This is a genomic window from Grimontia sp. NTOU-MAR1, assembly GCF_035758505.1.
GTDB classification, from domain to species: domain Bacteria; phylum Pseudomonadota; class Gammaproteobacteria; order Enterobacterales; family Vibrionaceae; genus Enterovibrio; species Enterovibrio marinus.
On record NZ_CP142108.1, the window covers coordinates 966959 to 990437 of the forward strand.

Below are 23479 nucleotides of genomic sequence, written 5' to 3' on the forward strand. Positions count from 1 at the left end.
TTGGTGATGATTTTTGCAGCAGTTTGTGGGGATTTTATGCAAGGCAGAGGCTTCGATGTGTAGCTAGCCTACATGAGAAGACGATAACGCAGCAGAAATTCCCCACAAACGCTGCCAGAAGGGTTCTGCTCTAACCGTTTTATGCTTTGTTGAGGTGTATTTGCTTAGAATGACTAGGCGGCAAACACCTCGCCGCGCCTAAAACGCTTATAGCTAGAACAAAATTTAACCATCAAAGGTCAACAGCCCCCTATTACTGAACAGGCAATGTATCAGTATTTAGTGTGCTCGAGGGAGTCATCTCACACTTAAAGAAAGCGCTTTCACAGGCAATTGAGATAGTGAGCACGCAGTCTAACTGGAACTGACTACCCTCGGAGGGGCTCTATGCTCAAAGGAAAAATTATAGTGTCAGGAGTAACGTCACTGGCTATTGTGTCGGGCTGCTTTCTAGAATCGAAAGTCCCCTATTTCCCGGATTGGCCGCAGATTAACAGCGCCATTAAAAAAGATCCGGAGATTGAAAGCCGGGTCGCGGAAATACTCGCGCAAATGACGCTGGAAGAGAAAGTTGGCCAGATGATCCAACCCGACCTTCGCAGCGTGACACCTGAAGAAGCCAAAGAATACAAACTGGGCTCCATTCTTAACGGAGGTGGAGGCTGGCCCGACGGCAATAAATACGCCACAGCACAGGACTGGGCGGAAGAAGCGGACAAATACTATCTTGCCCTTGAAGAAGCTTATGCAGAACGTGGTTTCCGTATTCCTTTCATGTGGGCAACCGATGCCGTGCACGGCCACAACAATGTTTTCAAAGCCACTGTCTTCCCACATAACATTGGCCTTGGTGCTGCTAACAACCCCAAACTTATCAAACAAATCGGTAAAGCCACTGCACGCGAGGTCGCTGCAACCGGCCTTGATTGGACATTCGCACCCACTGTCGCTACCCCGCGTGATTATCGGTGGGGGCGTGTTTACGAAGGCTATTCAGAGGATCCCGAAATCGTTTATCAGTACGCTGGAAAGATGGTTGAAGGCCTGCAAGGCGGCGTAAAAGGCCTGAAAAGTGAGCGTCACGTTATCTCTAACGTCAAGCATTGGCTGGGGGATGGTGGTACCACTGACGGTGTCGACCGCGGCATGAATGAATACAGCGAGGAGTATCTTCGCAATATTCATGCAACTGGCTATTTCTCAGGGCTGGATGCAGGTGCACAAGTGGTCATGACCTCGTTCAACTCCTGGTACAACGATAGTAATTACGATGTTATGGGCACCGACAATTATAACAAGAAGCTTCACGGCAGTAAGTACATCGTTAATGATGTACTGAAAGACAAAATGGGCTTTGATGGTTTGGTTGTCACCGACTGGAATGGTCACAGCGAGATCAACGGCTGTACCGCAGGTAACTGCCCTCAAGCCGTGCTGGCCGGTAACGATATATTTATGGTCACCGCCCGTAAAGACTGGCAGGCGTTCTACCACAATGTAATCGATCAGGTCAATGACGGTATTATCCCAATGACCCGAATCGATGATGCCGTTACCCGAATTCTTCGTGTAAAAATGCGTGCAGGGCTTTGGAAGAAGCCTCAACCTAGCTTGCGTCGCCTAGCTGGCAAGCAGGATATTCTAGGCTCTGATGCACACCGCGAACTTGCGCGTAAAGCTGTCAGCCAATCACTGGTACTGCTAAAGAATAAAGACAAAGCGCTTCCCCTTTCTACCAAGAAGCAATATCTAGTAGTCGGTAGCGCGGTCAATGATATCCAGAAACAAACAGGCGGATGGTCCTTGACCTGGCAGGGCACCGAAAACACGCTAGAACGTGACTTTCCGGGTGCTACCACTATGTTGATGGCGATGCAGGCTCAAGTCGGTGAAGAGAATGTCTTTACGGATGTGTCTTCCGCACCAAAAGGTGTCACCGCGGTCGTCGTGATTGGGGAGGACCCTTACGCTGAAATGTTTGGTGATATCAACAAAACCAAGACGTTGGAATATGCCACGCTGAAATCTTCTTATGGTACCGACCTTCGCCTGATCAAGTCGCTCAAAGATCAAGGTTTTAAAGTCATCACGGTCTTCTTCTCTGGCCGCCCACTTTATGTAAACGAAGAGATTAACCACTCTGATGCTTTTGTGGCTGCGTGGCTACCAGGCACAGAAGCGGGCGGTATCACTGACGTGCTTTTTGGTGTTGATGACAAAGACTTCCGCGGTCGTCTTTCTTTCTCCTGGCCAAAAACCAAGTGTTCTACCACAATCAACCGCAAAGCACCGAATCTGGTCAGCTACGAAACGCCGGAAATGGAGCAGGATATCGAAGGCGACCACGCTCCATTGTTCGCTTACGGCTATGGCCTTTCTTACAACAAGAGGAAAAGCAGTAAGCTGAAAACCGATCTGGATAATCTGCCACTCGATCCCCGCGAATACGGTTGTGGCCTGGATGCACCAGATGACGGTATTGCGACCACCAATCTGGAAATTTTTGGTCGTTCAGCCGATGATGAATTTACACCTCGCATTGCAGGCTCATCGAATGGCTGGGTCGGCGAAACCGTATCTAACGGTACACCAACTACGATTGGTTCTATCACCACCACGCCGATTGACCACCTCCACCAGCAAGATGCAGTGAATGTGAAGTTCACGGGTGAAGCGCCAGCGCAGATCTATATGCAAACGGCGGATGAGCAGGTAACCGACAAGCAAAGTTACCTCAATTCAGACGCTACCCTGCAGTTCGATATAGACATGAAATCAACCGCGCCGCAAAGCATGATTCTCGCTACTCACTGTGAGTGGCCGTGTCTGGGTCAGGTGCCTATCCACAAAGTCTTGCCTGCGCCAAGCGGCCAGAACGAAACCAAGTGGACGACCATCAAGATACCTCTGCAGTGCTTTGCTGACGAAGGCATGGCCTTCCAGATCCTAAACACACCCTTCCTGATTTATTCAGACGGTGAGGTTGAGTTCAATCTGGGCGAGATTCGCTATGTGCCTCGTAGTCTTGATGCAGCAGAAGACGCCATCACCTGTGAAGCGTTGAAAGTCCCTGTCGAACCTCCACTGGAAGGCGGACTCATTGATATCTGGCAAACGTGGGAGCCAAACATTAACACTTGGCAAGCACGTACCGACACTTGGGAAGGTTTGACCGACCATGTCGTCGTGACTGGCAACGATCCTTCTGATACCACTCACGAGTTCACCGTTACTTACGATGCGGCGAGCCCTGAGTATTACAAAGGCTTGGTGCTGGTGCAGGGTAAAACCTTAAACCTGTCTAATTTCACTTCAGGCAACCTGACGTTCGATATTTACATCGAAACCTATGGTGAACCTTCAAACCCTGGTGAAACCCAAACCGAAGAATTGGTCGTTAAGATGGAATCGACAGCTGGCTCTGGCAATGACTATCCGTTGGGCAGCCTTACTACTGGACAATGGCACGCCATTTCAGTACCCGTTGCGGAACTAAACACGGGCGCTTTAGATATCACCAAAGTGAATACGCCGTTCGCCACCTTGTCTGACTGGAATGCGTCACAAGCTGGCGTGGTTTACCGCATCAGGAACATCAAACTGGAGCAATAAGCTCACTCATAAATTGTTCCCAAAGCCCGCTTCGGCGGGCTTTTTTTGTCTTTCTCGACAATTCCTCCGACTAACCTCCGTTTTTCCAGCCCATGCAAAAGAGATGACAGGTCTGATACGGTAACATCTTGATGTCTGGAGATTATGTGGAAAGGAATCCATGCCGTTCAAATCTATGTCGTTTTGCTATCCGTGGCGTCCCTATCAATCCCGCGTGCTCGATGCCATTCATGAGCACCTCAACGATCAACGACTGCACATCGTCGCTGCACCTGGCGCAGGCAAAACTACTTTGGGATTGGAGGTGTTCCGACTATTGGGGAAACCGACTCTGGTGCTCTCTCCAACCCGCGTGATACGCGACCAATGGATTGACCGTCTTAAAGATTTTTGCGATACCGACTCGGTACATGCATTGCCTTGGGTCAGCAATTCTATTGCAGAGCCGAAGACTCTCACTTCCATCACTTATCAGGCTCTGCACACCAAGCTCTCCGACGTGTTGGACAGTGAAAATGACGAAGCCGCGACGCTAGAAGACGACGATGGACTGGAAGGAGAAGAAGTTGACTGCTTTATTCAGCTTCTGCAAATCCACAAGATTAAAGTCCTGATCCTCGACGAAGCCCATCACCTTCGCAACGAATGGTGGCGGGCACTAGAAAAAGTATGTCAGGAAATCCCCGACATCACGCTGGTCTCGCTGACTGCCACACCACCTTATGATGCCCAAGGCCATGAATGGTCACGGTACGAACAACTTTGTGGCCCCATTGACGAAGAAATCTCAGTCCCCGAATTGGTGAAAGCAGTCACTCTATGCGCCCATCAGGATTATGTCTGGGCCTGCAACGCGACCCAAAAAGAAAGTCAACAAATCGAAGAATACGACGAGCAAGTGTCTACCCTTTGCCAATCAATGTTCGATAACCCAACCTTCGAAGCGGTCGTGCTTGCTCACCCTTGGCTGAATGAGGGAGAGTTTGAGCTGGCAGTGATCAAGCAACCCGAAATCGCCATCGCATTGCTGAGTTTTCTGAAAGCCAAAAATCTGCCCCTCGATGCGCAGTTGAAAACACTGTTGGACCTTACAGCCACTGATATTCCAGAGCTTGGCCGACATTGGTGGCAGGTATTAATTGAAACGGTTCTTTTCTCCAATACCTTCCAGCATGGCGAAGAGCATCTGTCATTTATCGATGATTTAAAGAGGCAGCTCAGAGCCAATGAGCTCCTCTACAAACGCGAATTATCACTTGAGCGTTCACGTCGCAATGAGCGATCGCTTGCGTTAAGCGGCGCCAAGGTAGAGGCCTGCATCAAGATTCATCACCTTGAACTTAAAAAACGTAGAAAATCCTTGCGGCAGGTCTTTTTGACTGACTATATCCGCGACGAAAACCTGACATCAGAAATCGATGCTGGAGAAACCAATCTCGGCGCGTGGCCCGTGTTTAAAACCATTACCTCAGACTCACCAATTCGTGATCAGGTAGGTTTGCTGACTGGTCGTCTGAGTATTATTCCCACTCCACTATTGCCCGACCTCATCAAGCATATTAGTCATGACAAAATTAAAGCCCAAGCCATGGGCTATGAGGGGCAATATCAGAAAGTGACTGCACCATTAAACCAACTGACCATCGCTTTTACCGCGCTGCTGATGGAAGGCAAGCTCAAGGTACTTGTTGGCACACGTTCGCTGTTGGGCGAAGGTTGGGATGCACCTGCAATCAATTCGTTGATCCTCGCCAGTTCAGTCGGTTCGTTTATGCTCACCAATCAAATGCGCGGGCGGGCTATCCGTATCGACAAAAGCGCGCCGGATAAAATCAGTTCGATTTGGCATCTTGCCGCCATCAACGTAAAGGCTTTTTCCGGTTGGTCTGACTATGACAACCTCAAGCGACGCTTTGATACTTTTGTCGGCCTATCCGAGAAAGACGATACCATTGAAAGCGGCTTTGACCGCATGGCAGCGAGATGGCTAAAGAGTGATTACGTCCAAACAGGGACCTCACCAATTTTCGCCAACAACTCGCAAATGAGCCAGCGCTTTAAAGATATTGAACGCGTGGGTGCCCGCTGGAAGAAGGCACTAACAGTAGAAGGCTCTGCGAGGGTATTGCCATCAGTCAAAACACCACAAATTCAGGCGCTCCGTGGGTATATGCTCAAAAACAGCTGGCGCTATCTGTTTTCACAGCTGTTGATCGCCTTGTCCGGCACCTTTTTTTGGACGGTGCACTTATTCCAAAGCTCTAGCAACGTATTGTTACTGCTGGCTATGGCACTCACTGCCACCCTTATCTACAAATTTCCGCAAACCATCGCGACCACCAAAACCTTGTTACGTTTCTTGCCCGTAGATGGGGCACTCAAACAAATGGGTGTGGCATTGGCAGAAGCGCTTTGTCAGGCAGGATTTGTAGAAACCTCTATCCGCAGAATGAAAGTCAATGTCTATGAAACAGCAGATGGGCAATTTTATCTCTCCCTGTCTGGCTGCAGTTTCTATGAGTCTTCGATATTCGCCGATTGCATGCATGAGATTGTTTCGCCGATCGACAACCCAAGGTATTTGGTGATTCGGGAAGGCAAATTTCTAGGCACCAAGCGCGACGATTACCATGCTGTTCCTCTTCGGTTTGGTGCAAAGAAAGAGACTGCGATGATCTTCTATAAGGCTTGGTGTCAGCGCGTCAGCTTATCTGAGCTGATCTACACAAGAACACCGCAAGGGAGGCAGGCGCTCTTACAGGCCAAAATGAAGGCCTTTTCGTCCAACTTCGAAAACGAGGTCAAACGTCAGGATCGCTGGAACTGAAAGTCTTTAATAACTATTTGAAATTTGAATTGATAATACCAGTTTTCATGATTACCTTTTGTTTCTCAAACCAGTGGTTTGCTGCGCGTTTGTTTTTACCTTAATGTCAGAGTCATCAAAACGCACTTTTCCGGTTCAAGGATGGCACGGAAATCATGGAAAATAGCCTCAGTATTCGCGCTTACACCCGCAAGCGACAGGGTCATGCGCACAACTACCATCAACTGGTTCTGCCCATTAAAGGCACAGTCCAGATTGAGCTAGATAACTATTCTGGCGCTGTCATTGTTGGCGAATGTATTGTGATTCAAGCTGGTACTTTTCATCACTTCCGCGCCAACGAAGCAGCAAGGTTTATTGTAGCTGATATGACTGAGCTACCGCACAATATCACTACACCTGATTTCGCGGTGTTTTCCATCAGTGCGCCTTTTCTCAGTTACCTCTACTTCGTGGAAAAACAGCTAGAGAATGAGGTTGATAAATTACTGGAAGAAGCGATATTCAGTGTATTCTCTTGTTTGCTTGCACAGCAGAAAAGTAACGATGTGCCTGATCCGCGTATCCGTAAAGTACAGGCATACATTGTCGAGCACCTAGATACCGAACTATCCATTCAATCTCTCGCAGCACAAGCTTGTTTGAGCCCAACCCAATTCAAAAAGCGTTTCAAAGAAATGCTCGGTATAAGTACTTTCCACTACATCACTTTGCAACGTATGGAGAAAGCTAAAGCTCTGCTGACTCACACGGATTTACCTGTGCAGATAGTGTCCGAGCGGGTTGGTTATCGTGATCTTTCAGCGTTCAGCCGCCGCTTTTCAACACACTTCGGCATGTCACCAAGAGTCTTGGCTGGTAACAGGGAATAAAGCGGCTTTTTAGCAACAAAAAGCGTCCTTTCAGCAAAGTTTTATAGCCAAGCTAGCACTATCCTTGTTCTCATTCGAACAGATAGGGCTGGATGATTGAATAATGAAAGGTACTGCACTGAACATGGACCGCTCACTTCAAGGTAGCCTAGCCATTCTATTTTCCTCTATCCTCTGGGGAACAACTGGAACAGCAGTGACTTTCGTACCAGATATTAGCCCTTTAGGCATTGGCGCCTTTTCTATGGGAATATGCGGTTTGTTACTGGCATTGATGGCGAGAAAACCGCTTAAGGCAGACTGGTCACTGATTCTCCAGTCTCGCTCTGCATTGATCGTCAGTGTTGTCGCACTTACGGTTTATCCTCTCGCCTTTTACTCTTCAATACGCATGGCTGGTATTGCCGTTGGGACGGTGGTGTCTATTTCCAGCGCCCCTCTTTTGACTGTTTTTATCAACCGTCTTTTGGGCAAAGAAAATAGTGTGAGTTTTCGCTGGATATTGAGCTTTCTGCTGGGAACAGTCGGAATAGCCATGTTGACCCTTGCTGAATCAGGTCACGTGGCATTAACTGATGAAAACAGCCAGAAGTTGCTTGGGGTTTTACTCGGACTGGTAGCAGGGCTCTCTTACGCTATCTATACCTGGGTAGCAAAAAAACTGATTAATAGTGGTGTGAAATCTGAATCTGCCATGGCTGCCATCTTTGGCTTGGGTGCCTGTGTACTTCTTCCAACCTTGTTCTTCACCGGAAGCAATTTATTTTCTACCTGGTGGAACGCCGGCGTCTCGCTCTATATGACGCTTATTCCCATGTTTTTTGGCTACCTTGTCTTTGGGTTTGGCCTTCGCCACGTTGATGCCAGTAAAGCAACCTTGTTGACGCTCTTTGAACCCGTTGTTGCAGCCTGTTTTGCTGTTGTGATTGTCGGTGAGGTGATTACAACTATTGGCTGGATTGGGATGATGCTCATCTTGATATGTTTGCTATTGCAAGCGACCCAAAAAACTCGACACTCGAGTGTCGTCGTCCGTCAAGCTTGATACTTTCTCAGAAAATCGGAGAGGATGTATACGCTGTTGCTCTCGCCTTTTTGCTCCGCTAACAAAAAATCATAGATCGCGTTTTCATGGTCACTGACCAATTCGAACAATTCGAAGTGTTCGGTTGCACGATTTGTGGCCTCTTGATAACGCTTTTGGTAAGGCGCAACCCAATCCACCATCGTATCAATTAAAGATTGCCAAGGCAGATCAACCCATTTCCCTGCATCTGCCACGCCTTTAGCAGTCTTATCCTCATCGGTTTCCGGCATTAACTCACCCAATTGTCCGAACCCTTCTCGCAGGCGCTTTGCTGTTAGCAACTCGACATCCAACAATAGTTGCCAGACATGTTGTTTATCGCCATCCCGACGTTGCTCTATGAAGTGCTGGAAAAACGCAATGCCATAGAGTTCGCCAAGATAGGCGGATTTCAATTGTGCAATCATTTCATTCTCCTACGGATTCGGTTACGAAGCGGTTGTGCACCACGATAAATCAGCAAAGACGCAAGGATCAGCGAACAACCGGCAATCTTATGACCCGGCATAGCTTCATAATACCAAACAACACTAAGGATCACTGTCCATACTGGCTCCAATATCATAATGATTGCGGCATTGGCAGCGCTTGCACCTTTTTGCCCCAGCGTTTGCATCAAATAACGAAGACTGGTGGCCACAACCACACTCAACGCAAACCAAATCCAGATATTCGCCGGAACATGCTCCGGCCAAGTCTCCGTTGAGAGCGAGGCAATCGTTGCTATCACGCCGGTAACAAATAGCTGCACGCAGGTCAGCACTAATGCTGGAATACGTTGGGCATAACGGCTGTTGGCGTTGAAGTGAATCGCGAGACACACTGCCGCCAGTAAGAACCAGATTTGGCTTGCAGATAACTGCCAACCCACACCACCCAGAGACAGCAGTGCCAAACCGCATACTGCGATTGGCATCGAAAACCAAAAAATACGCGGTGGTACCTGTTTGAATAGTAGCCAGGCGATAGGTGGTACAAACAGCATCGACAGGCTCATGATGAATGCCCCCTCCCCTATCGAGGTACTGACAGACATGGCATAGATCCAGGAAAGCAGTGCACATGAAAGAATGCTTCCCACTCCGCCAGCGCGGAGAAGATCAGCTTTTTCCACTCGTCTAAAAGATTTCACGCAAAAAGGCATGAGAAACAAAGACGCAGCAATAAAACGAAGACCAACAAAACCAAAGGGTGGCAACCCTTGAATCGCCTCTTTAGAGAAAATCCAGCCCCAGGCTGCCAATACCGTAGCAGCAAGCAAAATCAAAGAAGCGCGTCTTTCAGCCAACATTTCGCACCAAAAAAAGAAAAGGAACAAAGAGGCGGGCATTATCCCATTCAGTAATGTTCATGAACATGAAAAATGCGAGAAACAACAAAAAAAGCTATCCCTCAGCACTTTAGTAAAATTCATTTCCATGTGGTCAGAGCGAGCACAAAGGATAGCTTTCAGATAGCGCAGGATAAAGTCGCCTCAAACGCTGCCCGAAGGATTCAGATTTACGCCTTTTACCAAAATCAACAAGCCCTGTTAACAAGAAGCTTCGATAAAGCTCTACAGTATTTACTGTGTTTGTTATAAATAGAATATACCTAGGATATCTCATGCAGTAAGGATGAAAAATGAGTGCAGGACAAAGGGACATCACATTACGTTTTCTAGCAGAACCCGGAGATGTCAATTTTGGCGGTAAGGTACACGGTGGTGCCGTGATGAAATGGATTGACCTTGCAGCCTACGCAAATGCAGCGGCATGGAGTGGCAAATATTGCATTACTGCATACGCAGGCGGTATTCGCTTCGTGCAACCAATTCACGTTGGTAACCTTGTCGAAGTCAGTGCCAAAGTCATCTACACGGGCACATCTTCCATGCATATTGCAATTGATGTGCAGGCCAGTGACCCGAAAGAGATGAAAAATCGTCTGACTACCCACTGTATCGTCATCATGGTGGCCGTGGACGAAAACGGTAAGCCAACACCTATTCCGAAATGGGTGCCGGAAACTGACGAAGACAAAGAGCTTGAACAATCTGCCATTCGTCTGATGAACATGCGTAAGCAAATCGGCGAAGAGATGGAAGCGCATGTAAAACTTCTTAAGTAGGAAACAATAGGCTCTCTACTCAGTATCTCCAAATTTCTTTGCTATGTTTGGATGCAGTAGGAGTTTATATCTAAAAGAGCTAAAGATGTAGGATTCAGAGAGTTTGACTGACGTTGTGATCGCGGCGTTCCTTTGCAGGTCAAAAAGGAACAACAAGGATGACGCCAGTCAACTCGTCCAAAGGGAGGGCCTCAATGCGCCCACTTCATCGTTAAATTCCACGGAAACAGAATAACTAATACTCGCGAAATTTGCCTCGAATTGAACGCACTGATGACCTCTGAATGAGAGCATCTTCAGGTAGTTTGGGTATAAACTCACGATAGTAGCTAGTCGGCCCTGAATTACAAATAAGACACTGATCTATTTGATGATCTCATCGATCTTCCTACCCTCATATTGCAAGCTTTTTAAGCCTCCCCTTCCAAAACCTTGCAATTTGGGTGATGAAAATGAAACCGAAAACGCCTGAACGGACAGAGCACAACCTCTTTCGCCTTGAGCTGGTCAACATGATTAATCTGCGGCACGAGCTGGTGAAACTGGCTCAGGTGATTGACTGGCAAGCCCTCAATGATGCCTTCGAGCCTTTGTATCACGGGGAAACAGGGAGACCGGGTAACAACATACGCCTTATGTGTGGGCTCCATTACCTCAAACATGTCTACGCCCTGTCCGATGAAGAAGTCTGTGCCCGATGGGTAGAAAACCCCTACTATCAGTACTTTTGCGGCAATGTGTATTTTGAGCACAAACTCCCGATAAACCCCTCGTCGATGACCCGCTTCCGCCAACGCATCGGTGAAGACGGGGCAAAGAAGTTGCTTCAACTGACGGTTGAAGCGGGTGTGAAGACCAAAACCGTCAAACCTGCGAGTTTTAAACAGGTGGTGGTTGATACCACAGTGATGGAAAAGGCGGTCGCGTTTCCCACCGATGCCAAGCTGTTAAACCGGTGTCGTGAACATCTGGTCACACTCACCCACAAGCAAGGGATGGGTCTTCGCCAAAGCTATGCCCGATTGGGTAAGCGTGCCCTGCTAAAAGTCTGGCGCTACGGCCATGCCCGACAGTTCAAACGAATGCGTCGGGAGGTCAAACGGCTTAAGACCTATCTGGGGCGGGTAGCGCGGGATATCCAACGCCGACTGGTTAACCATCCCCATCTACGCCCTGTTTTTGAAGAGAAATTGTGCCAGGCAGAGCGCCTTCTCACACAAGGTAAAACAGGCAAAAACAAGTTGTACAGCCTTCACGCACCGGAAGTGGAGTGTATCGCCAAAGGCAAAGCGCATAAGAAATATGAGTTTGGTGTGAAAGTGGGCATCGTCACCACGTTAAAGGAGCAATTTGTGTTATGCAGCCAAGTCTTCCCCGGTCGCCCTTATGACGGTCATACCTTGTTTCGCAGTCTGGGAGAAGCGTCTCGCCAATGCGGTTGTTGGGCAGAAAAGGCGTTGGTAGACCGAGGTTGCCGGGGCTATCTGACGCAGGGAAATGACTGTTTTACCATTCACATAGCGGGTCAAAAGCGAGGGTTGACGGTGCATGAGAAACAAACACTCAAACGACGAAATGCGATAGAGCCTATCATCGGGCACATGAAGACAGACGGTCTGTTAGGGAGGAACTCTCTGCTGGGTGAAATGGGCGATGCCATCAACGCCGTGCTTTGTGGTGCTGGACAGAACCTGAGAATGATTTTGAAGAAGCTACGGCTTCTTTTTGTCTGGGTTTTGGCCCAGATGATGAGCCATCAAGGGCAGATGCCAGTTCAGGACAATGAACAAAGGGGCTATTGCTACTAAGCAGGCGCAGTTGTCTAAAAAATAGGGAAGCTGGTATTTCAGCTTCCTTATTTTTTGCTTGATTTCTTAATGGCAAAAACGGCTTTTTCAGGGCCGACTAGCTATAGTGTAACGAACTCAGTTAAATCCCACGTAAAATAGTTCGTTCGACAGCCTCATACGGTGTGAACTTTATTTCTTCAAACTAAAAAATTCAGTGGTCGTTTTTAGCTTTTTAAACCACTTTAAAAGAGCCATGCACACAGTGTTCTGACTTATACCTCCAATAAAAATAACAACTTTATTACTCGATCTTCTTCCACACTCATTACAGAAAACCTCACACAATATAGTTTTTATTCGATACTATTATTTCGATTAGCAGGCTAAATTTCATGCCAAGACATTCATATCTGATATAGTAAAAATCCGAAGCCTCCACAGCCATCAAGAATATAAGCACGCCGTTCCATAGAAGTTAATCGTTAGCCACAAATATCAATAGACGATTCTCAAGTACTAGGAGAAACTTAAATATCACTCTGAGGTAGGGAACTGTCAGAGAGATTATTCAGCGATTTTTTTGATACTGACTTTCATATTACAAGAACTAGAGCATCAATAAACATGAATATCAGCCTTAATTAACACTTGAGTAGGTCATTACCTGTCAAGTCTCTCTCGGATCGATAAATTATGATAGGCCAATTGAGAAAATCATTTTTATTTGCTATTAATCATTAACTTAACAGTCGACCACTATTACGTAGACATCACCCACCTAGCACTAAGCTAGTACTTTAGAATTAAGCAACCTAATATCTTAAAACTCGGCAATAGGTAAAGAAATCAATACAAGAAAAGCATGTTTAAATAGCCCAAGTTGAAACCATCAATCTTTGAAAATCCAAAGTAGCACTCAGTAAAAAAACTTAGCCAATGAATGAACACCGTTTAAATTCATGAGGTTATTATTGAGATTACGTTTAGTTAAGCCTGCAAAGTTTTCAGTAAATTGCAAAAAGAAACCATGGAAACATACAGTCTTTAGATTTCGCCAGACACCTATTATTTAACAACTCATGTCTCACATTCGAGACGATAGAGGTTTGAATATTCCCTATCACCACTGTTACATTCGAAATATCCCACAACTTAAAAGTTAAATTTGCCTATTTCGGCCGCGAACCAATATGAGGTCAAAAATAATGCCCAACACGATTAATGGAACTGAAAATAACGACACACTTAACGGGACCATTGAAGTAGATACTATCTATGGAAACGGTGGTGATGACACTATTAATGGAAACGGTGGTGATGACGTTCTTTATGGTAATGATGGTCGTGACAGGGTCTCGGGTGGCGACGGAAATGACACTGTGTATGGTGGCATCGGCAATGACCGGCTATTCGGAAATGATGGTGATGACGAGCTACATGGGGACGAAGGTAATGACATTATCGCTGGCGGAACAGGTGATGATTCGATTTTTGGCGGTACCGGACGGGATGTTCTAGATGGGGCGTCCGGAGACGATAAGCTCTATGGTGGTGATGATTCCGACAACCTCTACGGGCAGGATGGAAATGATACGCTTAAAGGCGGTGCAGGCGATGATTATATTTACGGAGGTGAAGGCTTAGACCACCTTCAGGGAGAAGATGGGAATGACACCCTGTCAGGCAACGCCGGTGACGATGAGATTGAAGCTGGTAAAGGTGAAGACATTGTCTATGGCGGCTCTGGTGATGATGAGATTGATGGTGGTGACGGTGATGATATTTTATATGGCGACACAGGTAGCGAGTCTCCAATCAGTTCTGTAGCCTCGCGCTCCTTTCGTTTTCAGAGCCTTGATAGCGCGATTACATACAACGACACCATTACCGCGGGTAACGGAAACGACACTGTATACGGCGAAAACGGCGATGACCAGCTTCATGGTGAAAGTGGCGACGACAAAATCTACGGTGGAAACGGCAATGACCGCCTAACTGGTGGCTCAGGTTTTGACCTTCTCGAAGGAGGGGCTGGTGATGACACCTTAGAGGGGGGTGCTGACGACGACGAGCTGTCTGGCGAAGAAGGCAACGATACACTATCCGGCGGTGTCGGCGACGACACGATTAAAGGTGGTCTAGGCGCTGATACCATTTATGGTGATGAAGGTAACGATGTCATTTTTGGTGACGAAGGCAAAGATACCCTCTCGGGTGGTGAAGGTGATGACAAGATAAATGGTGGTGAGGGCGACGATGTCATTGGCGGTGATGCCGGTGATGACAAAATCTATGGTGAGGATGGCAACGATGTCCTCTCCGGCGGCGAAGGCAATGACTCCCTGTTTGGGGGCATAGGCAATGACACACTCAATGGGGAATCAGGTAATGATGTTCTTCATGGTCAGGATGGCAACGACATCTTAAAAGGCGAAGATGGTGACGATACACTTCACGGCGGCAACGGTAACGACAGCATTTATGGTGGAGTAGGTAGCGATTACCTTCATGGAGATTCTGGCGCAGACCACTTAGAAGGTGGCGAAGGAGATGACCATTTAGATGGCGGTAGCGAAAATGACGTACTCCATGGTCAAGATGGTAACGACACACTCACTGGTGGGACAGGTAACGATATTCTGACTGGTGGAGCGGGTAACGATGAACTCCATGGTGGCGATGATAACGACAGACTCTATGGCCAAGACGGAAATGACAAAATATTTGGCGATGGTGGTAACGACTATATAGAGGCAGGCGCAGGCAACGATACCGTTGACGGCGGTGACAATAATGACGAGATTTATGGCCAGGGTGGCATCGATAACATCGATGCAGGTGCAGGGAATGACTATGCCAACGGTGGCAATGACAAAGATAGGGTTGATGGCGGCGATGGTGACGATGTTGTTGATGGTGGCGCAGGCAACGACCATGTATTAGGCGGCAATGGTGACGACCGAGTTTATGCCGGTACAGGTTGGGATCACTTATGGGGCGGAGAAGGTAACGACAAACTCTACGCTGGTGATGACAGCATAGGCGACGCCCTGTTTGGCGAGAATGGCGACGACGAGCTCTATGGTAATAAAGGAAACGACTACATCGTTTCGGGCGCCGGAAATGACAAAGCCTATGGCGGCGCGGGTGATGACGTTCTTTATGGCCAGGATGGTGACGACCTTATCGAAGCAGGAGAAGGCAACGACTACGTCGAAGCGGGCAACGGTAACGACGCTGTCAAGGGCGATACAGGCAATGACACCATTCATGGCCAGGGTGGCATCGATAACATCGATGCAGGTGCAGGGAATGACTATGCCAACGGTGGCAATGACAAAGATAGGGTTGATGGCGGCGATGGTGACGATGTTGTTGATGGTGGCGCAGGCAACGACCATGTATTAGGCGGCAATGGTGACGACCGCGTTTATGCCGGTACAGGTTGGGATCACTTATGGGGCGGAGAAGGTAACGACAAACTCTACGCTGGTGATGACAGCATAGGCGACGCCCTGTTTGGCGAGAATGGCGACGACGAACTCTATGGCAATAAAGGAAACGACTACATCGTTTCCGGCGCCGGAAATGACAAAGCCTATGGCGGCGCGGGTGATGACGTCCTTTACGGCCAGGATGGTGACGACCTTATCGAAGCAGGAGAAGGCAACGACTACGTCGAAGCGGGCAACGGTAATGATGTTGTCAAAGGTGATACAGGCAATGACACCATTCATGGCCAGGGTGGCATCGATAACATCGATGCAGGTGCAGGGAATGACTATGCCAACGGTGGCAATGACAAAGATAGGGTTGATGGCGGCGATGGTGACGATGTTGTTGATGGTGGCGCAGGCAACGACCATGTATTAGGCGGCAATGGTGACGACCGAGTTTATGCCGGTACAGGTTGGGATCACTTATGGGGCGGAGAAGGTAACGACAAACTCTACGCTGGTGATGACAGCATAGGCGACGCCCTGTTTGGCGAGAATGGCGACGACGAACTCTATGGCAATAAAGGAAACGACTACATCGTTTCCGGCGCCGGAAATGACAAAGCCTATGGCGGCGCGGGTGATGACGTCCTTTATGGCCAGGATGGTGACGATCTAATTGAAGCAGGAGATGGCAACGACTACGTCGAAGCCGGCAACGGTAACGACGTTGTCAAAGGTGATACAGGCAATGACACCATTTATGGCCAGGGTGGCATTGATAACATCGATGCAGGTGCAGGGAATGACTATGCCAACGGTGGCAATGACAAAGATAGGGTTGATGGCGGCGATGGTGACGATGTTGTTGATGGTGGCGCAGGCAACGACCATGTATTAGGCGGCAATGGTGACGACCGCGTTTATGCCGGTACAGGTTGGGATCACTTATGGGGCGGAGAAGGTAACGACAAACTCTACGCTGGTGATGACAGCATAGGCGACGCTCTGTTTGGCGAGAATGGCGACGACGAACTCTATGGCAATAAAGGAAACGACTACATCGTTTCCGGCGCCGGAAATGACAAAGCCTATGGCGGCGCGGGTGATGACGTCCTTTATGGCCAGGATGGTGACGATCTAATTGAAGCAGGAGATGGCAACGACTACGTCGAAGCGGGCAACGGTAACGACGTTGTCAAGGGCGATGCAGGCAACGACACTATTTATGGCCAGGATGGCAATGACACTATCTATGCCGGCGCAGGCAATGACGGTGTAGACGGTGGTAACCACAACGATATTATCCATGGTCAGGACGGTCATGATGGCCTATCCGGTGGTTCGGGCGACGACTACGTCAACGGCGGAAACCACAACGACCGCGTCTACGGCAATGACGGAAACGACCATCTTGTCGGCGAAAACGGTCATGACCTGCTGGTTGGCGGCCATGGCAACGACAAGCTCGAAGGCGGCAACGATAACGATAAGCTCTACGGCGAATGGGGGGATGACGCCCTGTACGGCGGTGCCGGTAACGATGAGCTTTATGGCCAGGATGGCCACGACTATATCCTGGGTCAGGACGGTGACGATCTCATCAAGGGTGGCACCGGTAACGATACCATTGGTGGTGACAACGGGAATGACACCATTTATGGCGAAGACGGCCACGACCGCATCTGGGGTGGCACCGGCAATGACACCATAGATGGCGGTAACCATAACGACACCATTTACGGCGAAGATGGCAATGACACTATCTATGCCGGCACAGGCAATGACGGTGTTGACGGTGGTAACCACAATGACGTGATCTATGGCCAGGACGGTGATGATGGTCTGTCCGGTGGATGGGGCGACGACTACGTCAACGGCGGAAACCACAACGACCGCGTCTACGGCAATGACGGAAACGACCATCTTGTCGGCGAAAACGGTCATGACCTGCTGGTTGGCGGCCATGGCAATGACACCCTCGAAGGCGGCAACGATAACGATAAGCTCTACGGCGAATGGGGGGATGACGCCCTGTACGGCGGCGCCGGTAACGATGAACTTTATGGCCAGGATGGCCACGACTATATCCTGGGTCAGGACGGTGACGATCTCATCAAGGGTGGCACCGGTAACGATACCATTGGTGGTGACAACGGGAATGACACCATTTATGGCGAAGACGGCCACGACCGCATCTGGGGTGGCACCGGCAATGACACCATAGATGGCGGTAACCATAACGACACCATTTACGGCGAAGATGGCAATGACACAATCTATGCCGGCGCAGGCAATGACGGTGTAGACGGTGGTAACCACAATGACGTGATCTATGGCCAGGACGGTGATGATGGTCTGTCAGGTGGATGGGGCGACGACTACGTCAACGGCGGAAACCACAATGACCGAGTCTACGGCAATGACGGAAACGACCATCTTGTCGGCGAAAACGGTCATGACCTGCTGGTTGGCGGCCACGGCAATGACACCCTCGACGGCGGCAATGACAACGATAAGCTCTACGGCGAATGGGGGGATGACCGCTTAATCGGAGGTGAAGGTGACGATATTCTCCATGGTCAGGACGGTAATGACCGCCTTGAAGGCGATAACGGCAACGATGCCCTGTACGGCGGTAACCATAACGATGTCCTGATTGGCGGCCACGGAAATGACCACCTCGATGGCGGCGAGCATGACGACAAACTCTACGGCCAGTGGGGCAATGACCGTCTCGAAGGCGGCAATGGTAACGATGGCCTGTGGGGTGAAGATGGCGACGACACCCTAGTCGGCGGTCACGGTAACGACCACCTCAACGGCGGTAACGGCAACGACACGCTGCATGGCCAGTGGGGTCACGATGACATGCACGGCCTGGCCGGTGACGACAAACTCTATGGCTGGACCGGCAATGATACCCTCCGCGGCGGTGACGGTAATGACCACCTCTACGGCGAGCAGGATAACGACTCCCTCTTTGGTGACAATGGCCATGACCGACTTTACGGCGGTACGGGTAACGACTACCTTCACGGCGGCAATGACAACGACGCGCTATATGGTGAAGACGGGAATGACACCCTGGTTGGCGGCCACGGTAATGACGCCTTGTACGGCAATAGTGGCGACGATGTCCTTCATGGTGAATGGGGCAATGACTATATCGAAGGCAATGGCGGTAACGACTGGATCTCCGGTGGAGATAATGATGACCGACTATACGGCTTAGGACAGAATGACCGCATTTGGGGTGGAAACGGCAACGATCACATCGAAGGCGGAAATGATGGGGACTGGTTATACGGTGAAGCAGGCAATGACACTGTCCTTGGAGGCACCGGTAATGATTACATTGAAGGTGGTGATGGTAATGACTACCTGACAGGTGATGGTCACGACGACGTTATCCATGGTGGCGCGGGCGATGACACCATACTTGGTGGTAACGAAAAAGACCAACTTCACGGTGGTGACGGTGCCGACAGAATATGGGGCGGCGCAGATAATGATCTTCTCCACGGCAACTCAGGTAATGACCACTTATGGGGCGAGGATGGTAAAGACACCCTCTATGGCGATGGGGGCAACGATTGCCTTTATGGCGGCAATAACGATGACGTCCTTTACGGTGAGGGGCAAAACGATCTTCTGTACGGGGGCTACGGCAATGATTACATCGACGGTGGTAATGACGGCGATGCACTTTATGGTGAGCACGGAAATGACACCATCATCGGCGGAACAGGTAATGATTACATGGATGGTGGTGATGGACACGACACCTTAAAAGGTGGTGGACATGATGACAGGCTCTTAGGTGGTGCCGGTAACGACCACCTCTACGGTGAAAATGAAAAAGACCGTTTATATGGTGGAGATGGAAATGATTTCCTCAGCGGTGGGGCTGACAACGATTATCTTTGGGGTGACAGTGGTGCCGATACACTGTGCGGTGATAACGGCCAGGACTTCCTCAATGGCGGTTACGGAAACGACAGGCTTTATGGCGGTAACAACAAAGATATCTTCTATTTTGAGCGTTGGGCTGGCTCCGATGTCGTCGCTGACTTCAACAAATGGCAAGACAAGATCCAGATTGATGATTCTCTGGCAACGAACTATAACCAACTTTCCTACTGGGCAGACGGTAACAATACTGTTATCTCGGTTAACAATGGTTCCGCCTATATTACGCTAGAGAATTACTCAACCTCTAATATGAGTTCAGACATGTTCCATTTCGTCTAATGAGGTAACTGCAACAGCAACCCAAACGGGCAGTGAAAACTGCCCGTTTTTGTTAAGACATCAGCGCTGATGATTTTGATTTCTTCTATCTGTCTTGATGTTTCACATCATCGTTCTGAAAACAGCGCCGATTGGCGCTGTTTTTTCAACTTAGACCTCAAAAAACCTTACACCGCGTATCAAAACTAAGCCAGTCAAGCTGATAGGCATTTAGTAGCATCAATTTAGAAAAGGAAATTCAAATATAAGCTCATTGGTTAGCAAGAAAGTCTCACCAGAATCATGGAAGTTGGCGGTCATGAAAAATTTAGTTTTAGCTCTATTCTCTGTTGTACTGATTGTTAGTTGCGGTGGCGGTGTGTAGTAGCTATGTAACTATAGCCAACGAACAACATTCTAAATTTAAAGAGTATTGGGTTCCAAATAAGATAAGTAGATTGGTTGGTGCTTACCAAGACAATAATGGTAATGTATGGATCTCTGGAAGAACAAAAAATAATACATTTATAGCAATAAAGGTTGAAGGTCCAACATTATAGGTAAAGGCCCCAAATTATGGGGGCTATCTCATTCGTTCAATAAAGTGAGAGAAACAGACCGAAAAGTCGGCGAAATGATCAATGAAAAGCAGCTGCCGTTGGTTGAGCTTGGAGCTTACATAGACAGAGGCAAAGTAATCAAGTCCGATAGGGCTGAGTTTTATAGTACTGCCAATTTCCTAGACTTTGTAAGTGAATACGGCAATAAAACCCCTTTTCGCTGGCAGTTTACTCCCTCCCGGCAGCACGGCATTACTGTAGAATCCGGCAAGGACTTTTTCTTTGAAAACCTGGCTTCCAGCCTGAAAGACAATCCCGTTTCTTGGGACATGAAAGCTATTCTTGCCAACAGTGATGATGATATTGATAACGCTGCAATCCCATGGACAGGTGAACACCGAACCATCACGGCTGCAAAACTGGTTATCGATAGCATTAGCTCAGAAGCCGATGGCCAGTGCGATAAGATTAACTTTGACCCACTGGTTTTAGCCAAGGGTATTTCTCCTTCAGAAGATCCTATTCTAAAAGCAAGAAGCCCTGTTTATGCCGTAGAGTTAGGAAGAAGGCTCAGCGAAAAAGCCAAAATGTAGAGTAGATAAAGCGGTGCTTCTGCGCCGCTTTATCTAGGGCCTGTTGACCTTTGGTAACACCGTGACAAGCTAAGGTTCAATCTGCCCTCTTATCTCGCCACTTCCAACCGCAGGTGTATGCACATTCACATAATGCCCGCCCGACTGAAACGCCAATTTTTGTTCGTCAGTTAAAGCGGTTCCTTCTGGCGTTTGCCATACGTTAACGTCATCCACGCTTTGCTCCAAACCAACCACGACGCCACCATTGGTGCCTGCTATGCCTTGGTGGATATGTGCCGCTACTGCATCTTCAACACCTTGGGTAACCAATCTTAAATCCAGGTGACCGTTTACATCATTCAGCAAGGCATAACCATCACCGCTCGCGTCTGTCGTAACTGGCGGAACTTCCTGATCGCCTGACAGCGGGAAGGTGTAGATGGAATAGTCAGACGAGAAAATCTGCCCACGGATTTCACCAGGCGGGTTCGCTGGCGTGTGGAAGTTGGTGTAAAAGGCGCCTGAAAGCATGTCTTCAAACGTTTCTGCACTTAGTGACGTGTCTTCAGGCGCCGTCCACACATTGGGATCCTCCGCGTTTTGATCCAACACCACCAGCACGCCACCATTGCTGCCAACGCGACCAGTATGGATATGGGCTGCGACTGCATCTTCAATGCCCTGCGAATTCACCCTTAGATTCAGCGTTTCTTCGACGCTGTTATAAGCCAGATACCCTTGTCCACTGGCACCTGTCGTGACCGACGGCACCTGTTGGCTGCCATCCGCTTTAAAGGATATAATCATGGTAGTCTTTGGTACGATTTGCGCGCGAACTTCGCCGGAAGGCACCGCTTCGGTGTGAAGATTGATGTACCAATCGCCGTTCTTCAGCGCTTCCATTTCTGCATGACTTAAGCCGTTCTCACGAACCACTAAATAGCGCTTTTCACCGTGTTTCCATTTGTGCTTTTTCGGCGCTTCGAAAGTGTATTTCACCCCGCCTGTCTGCCCTATTCCACCGCTGTGAATATGGGCAAACTTAAAGCCTTCAGTACCATCGATATACAGCCTTGCCCGAAGTTTTCTACGCTTCTCATCAAGCCTGACAATTGCTTTTGTTGATAGCTCCGAATCATTGATAGGTACTGCCTGACTGTCACTCAAGGTTAAACGATAAGTTTGAGTAGCCTCGAATCCACACGCTGACAATAGAAACACCGTTATCAACACCACTAGCTTTTTCATCCTAAAGTCCTCTTTCATTCCAAGTATTCAGGCTTGTCTCTATGCCTGTTCTCTGAAGACGAAAATAGAATTTGGTCAGATGCAGTGCTTTGAACAATTATCTATAAGCGTGAGTGAATATTCAGGAGTGAAATGCTAAGTGCGGTATCGAGACAGAAAGCTGTAAAGCGAGGAATGCGTAGCCCAAAGATCAATCCCCCCCGCCACCACAGCCACCACCATCTCCACCACCGTCACTAATGCCATCAGCAGTAGATCCTGCACAGCCTGAAGAGCAGCCAATATGGCTGGCGCAGTATTCGTTTGCATGACTCTTTTGACAGTCGAGCGTGTACTTGAAGCCGTCTTCAATGTTCAACTTTGAATCAATTTCAAACAGCAAAGGAAGCCTTGTCGGATTGACGGGGTCGATGTTGTGGTGAACACAGGATAAGCGCCATGCCCGTTTGATACCTTCTAACGCTCGCGTAGGCGTAACCATGGCTTCCGTCGGCGTATGGTGCAAAAAGCGATTAAACGCTTTATCGCAAAACGATTGGTATTCACGCGTGAATAAAATGAACTCGTGCCAAGCCACATCAACAACCTGTGAAGGCATCGCGACAATGCGTTTGTTAGCGACATGACAAAGTAAGAAATATTCTTTCAAACCATCCAGCACCAATGAAAGGTTTTCATCGGTCAGGTGGGGATAACGCTGGGCCACTTTTGTTTTGATGATTTTGTTAAATCGATAAGTGCCGATAAATGCGTATTGATCTTTTCGTTTTTGGTTCCGCGAAACAATGAACACTGCAACAACCAAAACCACTATCCCTATAAGCCAGATTTGCATATCACGCCCTACCCACTTTTTTACTACGCTAACTGAATCTGAAGGTAGATAAAACGGATGAATTCTCAAAACTAAGTGAAAATCAAAATCATCACCGGGAATAATGAACGAGATAACGGAGAGGCTTACGCAAAAGTAAAAACCGCTGCTTAGCGCGCCCAACCCACTCAATATGAACCAATACTCACAATCAATTACCCAAATTTGTACACAAGTAAAGCATCAACGGCACTGCCTATTAAAAAGATAGGAAGAAACAATCATATTTTGGGGAAAATGCTGGTATTTTATTGG

12 protein-coding genes are annotated in these 23479 nt (G+C 48.4%); 8 read left to right on the forward strand and 4 right to left on the reverse strand.

Features of this window, described 5'->3' with window-relative positions; translation table 11 throughout:
- Positions 1-387 precede the first annotated feature (387 nt).
- The 4 genes from VP504_RS04390 (at position 388) to VP504_RS04405 (ending at position 8356) form a co-directional block, all read left to right on the forward strand.
- The gene (locus tag VP504_RS04390) at positions 388-3612 is read left to right on the forward strand and encodes a glycoside hydrolase family 3 protein (protein ID WP_325893120.1); all 3225 of its coding nucleotides are present in this window, start codon (positions 388-390) and stop codon (positions 3610-3612) included.
- A 160-nt stretch (positions 3613-3772) separates the two neighbouring features.
- Positions 3773-6439 carry a DEAD/DEAH box helicase family protein gene (locus VP504_RS04395; RefSeq protein WP_325893121.1) on the forward strand — a complete coding sequence of 889 codons (2667 nt, stop codon included), beginning with the start codon at positions 3773-3775 and terminating at the stop codon, positions 6437-6439.
- A gap of 155 nt (positions 6440-6594) precedes the next feature.
- Positions 6595-7311: an AraC family transcriptional regulator gene (locus tag VP504_RS04400; RefSeq protein WP_325893122.1), complete on the forward strand. Its 717-nt coding sequence runs from the start codon at positions 6595-6597 to the stop codon at positions 7309-7311.
- Positions 7312-7414: 103 nt separating this feature from the next.
- Positions 7415-8356: a DMT family transporter gene (locus VP504_RS04405; RefSeq protein ID WP_325893123.1), complete on the forward strand. Its 942-nt coding sequence runs from the start codon at positions 7415-7417 to the stop codon at positions 8354-8356.
- On the opposite strand, the gene VP504_RS04410 is transcribed toward VP504_RS04405, so the two are convergent.
- Positions 8347-8805 carry a hypothetical protein gene (locus VP504_RS04410; protein ID WP_325893124.1) on the reverse strand — a complete coding sequence of 153 codons (459 nt, stop codon included), beginning with the start codon at positions 8803-8805 and terminating at the stop codon, positions 8347-8349. The two genes, VP504_RS04405 and VP504_RS04410, sit on opposite strands and share 10 nt — an antisense overlap.
- Positions 8802-9689, reverse strand: coding sequence for a DMT family transporter (locus VP504_RS04415; protein WP_325893125.1), 888 nt, complete (start codon positions 9687-9689; stop codon positions 8802-8804). The genes VP504_RS04410 and VP504_RS04415 overlap by 4 nt, the downstream gene beginning before the upstream one ends.
- Before the next feature lie 332 nt (positions 9690-10021).
- Here VP504_RS04415 and VP504_RS04420 point away from each other — a divergent pair, with 332 nt between their 5' ends.
- The 4 genes from VP504_RS04420 (at position 10022) to VP504_RS04435 (ending at position 21120) form a co-directional block, all read left to right on the forward strand.
- Complete coding sequence (locus VP504_RS04420) at positions 10022-10507, forward strand: acyl-CoA thioesterase (protein WP_325893127.1); 486 nt, start codon at positions 10022-10024, stop codon at positions 10505-10507.
- A 452-nt stretch (positions 10508-10959) separates the two neighbouring features.
- Positions 10960-12315, forward strand: coding sequence for an IS5 family transposase (locus VP504_RS04425; protein ID WP_325893128.1), 1356 nt, complete (start codon positions 10960-10962; stop codon positions 12313-12315).
- A gap of 1187 nt (positions 12316-13502) precedes the next feature.
- Positions 13503-19988: a calcium-binding protein gene (locus VP504_RS04430; RefSeq protein WP_325893129.1), complete on the forward strand. Its 6486-nt coding sequence runs from the start codon at positions 13503-13505 to the stop codon at positions 19986-19988.
- 613 nt (positions 19989-20601) lie between these two features.
- Positions 20602-21120 carry a hypothetical protein gene (locus tag VP504_RS04435; protein ID WP_325893130.1) on the forward strand — a complete coding sequence of 173 codons (519 nt, stop codon included), beginning with the start codon at positions 20602-20604 and terminating at the stop codon, positions 21118-21120.
- Positions 21121-21189: 69 nt separating this feature from the next.
- Here the strand turns inward: VP504_RS04435 and VP504_RS04440 are convergent, their stop codons facing one another.
- Both VP504_RS04440 and VP504_RS04445 read right to left on the reverse strand, forming a co-directional pair.
- Complete coding sequence (locus VP504_RS04440) at positions 21190-22350, reverse strand: CHRD domain-containing protein (protein WP_325893131.1); 1161 nt, start codon at positions 22348-22350, stop codon at positions 21190-21192.
- A gap of 190 nt (positions 22351-22540) precedes the next feature.
- Entirely contained in the window at positions 22541-23185 is a 645-nt protein-coding gene (locus VP504_RS04445) for a glycine-rich domain-containing protein (RefSeq protein WP_325893132.1), read from the reverse strand.
- Between the last annotated feature and the right edge of the window lie 294 nt (positions 23186-23479).

Coding starts and splice junctions, on each gene's coding strand:
- VP504_RS04440 (WP_325893131.1), bottom strand. CDS start 22,350: ATGAAAAAGCTAGTGGTGTTGATAACGGTGTTTCTATTGTCAGCGTGT.
- VP504_RS04395 (WP_325893121.1), top strand. CDS start 3,773: ATGCCGTTCAAATCTATGTCGTTTTGCTATCCGTGGCGTCCCTATCAA.
- VP504_RS04445 (WP_325893132.1), bottom strand. CDS start 23,185: ATGCAAATCTGGCTTATAGGGATAGTGGTTTTGGTTGTTGCAGTGTTC.
- VP504_RS04400 (WP_325893122.1), top strand. CDS start 6,595: ATGGAAAATAGCCTCAGTATTCGCGCTTACACCCGCAAGCGACAGGGT.
- VP504_RS04415 (WP_325893125.1), bottom strand. CDS start 9,689: ATGTTGGCTGAAAGACGCGCTTCTTTGATTTTGCTTGCTGCTACGGTA.
- VP504_RS04435 (WP_325893130.1), top strand. CDS start 20,602: ATGATCAATGAAAAGCAGCTGCCGTTGGTTGAGCTTGGAGCTTACATA.
- VP504_RS04405 (WP_325893123.1), top strand. CDS start 7,415: ATGAAAGGTACTGCACTGAACATGGACCGCTCACTTCAAGGTAGCCTA.
- VP504_RS04390 (WP_325893120.1), top strand. CDS start 388: ATGCTCAAAGGAAAAATTATAGTGTCAGGAGTAACGTCACTGGCTATT.
- VP504_RS04430 (WP_325893129.1), top strand. CDS start 13,503: ATGCCCAACACGATTAATGGAACTGAAAATAACGACACACTTAACGGG.
- VP504_RS04420 (WP_325893127.1), top strand. CDS start 10,022: ATGAGTGCAGGACAAAGGGACATCACATTACGTTTTCTAGCAGAACCC.
- VP504_RS04425 (WP_325893128.1), top strand. CDS start 10,960: ATGAAACCGAAAACGCCTGAACGGACAGAGCACAACCTCTTTCGCCTT.
- VP504_RS04410 (WP_325893124.1), bottom strand. CDS start 8,805: ATGATTGCACAATTGAAATCCGCCTATCTTGGCGAACTCTATGGCATT.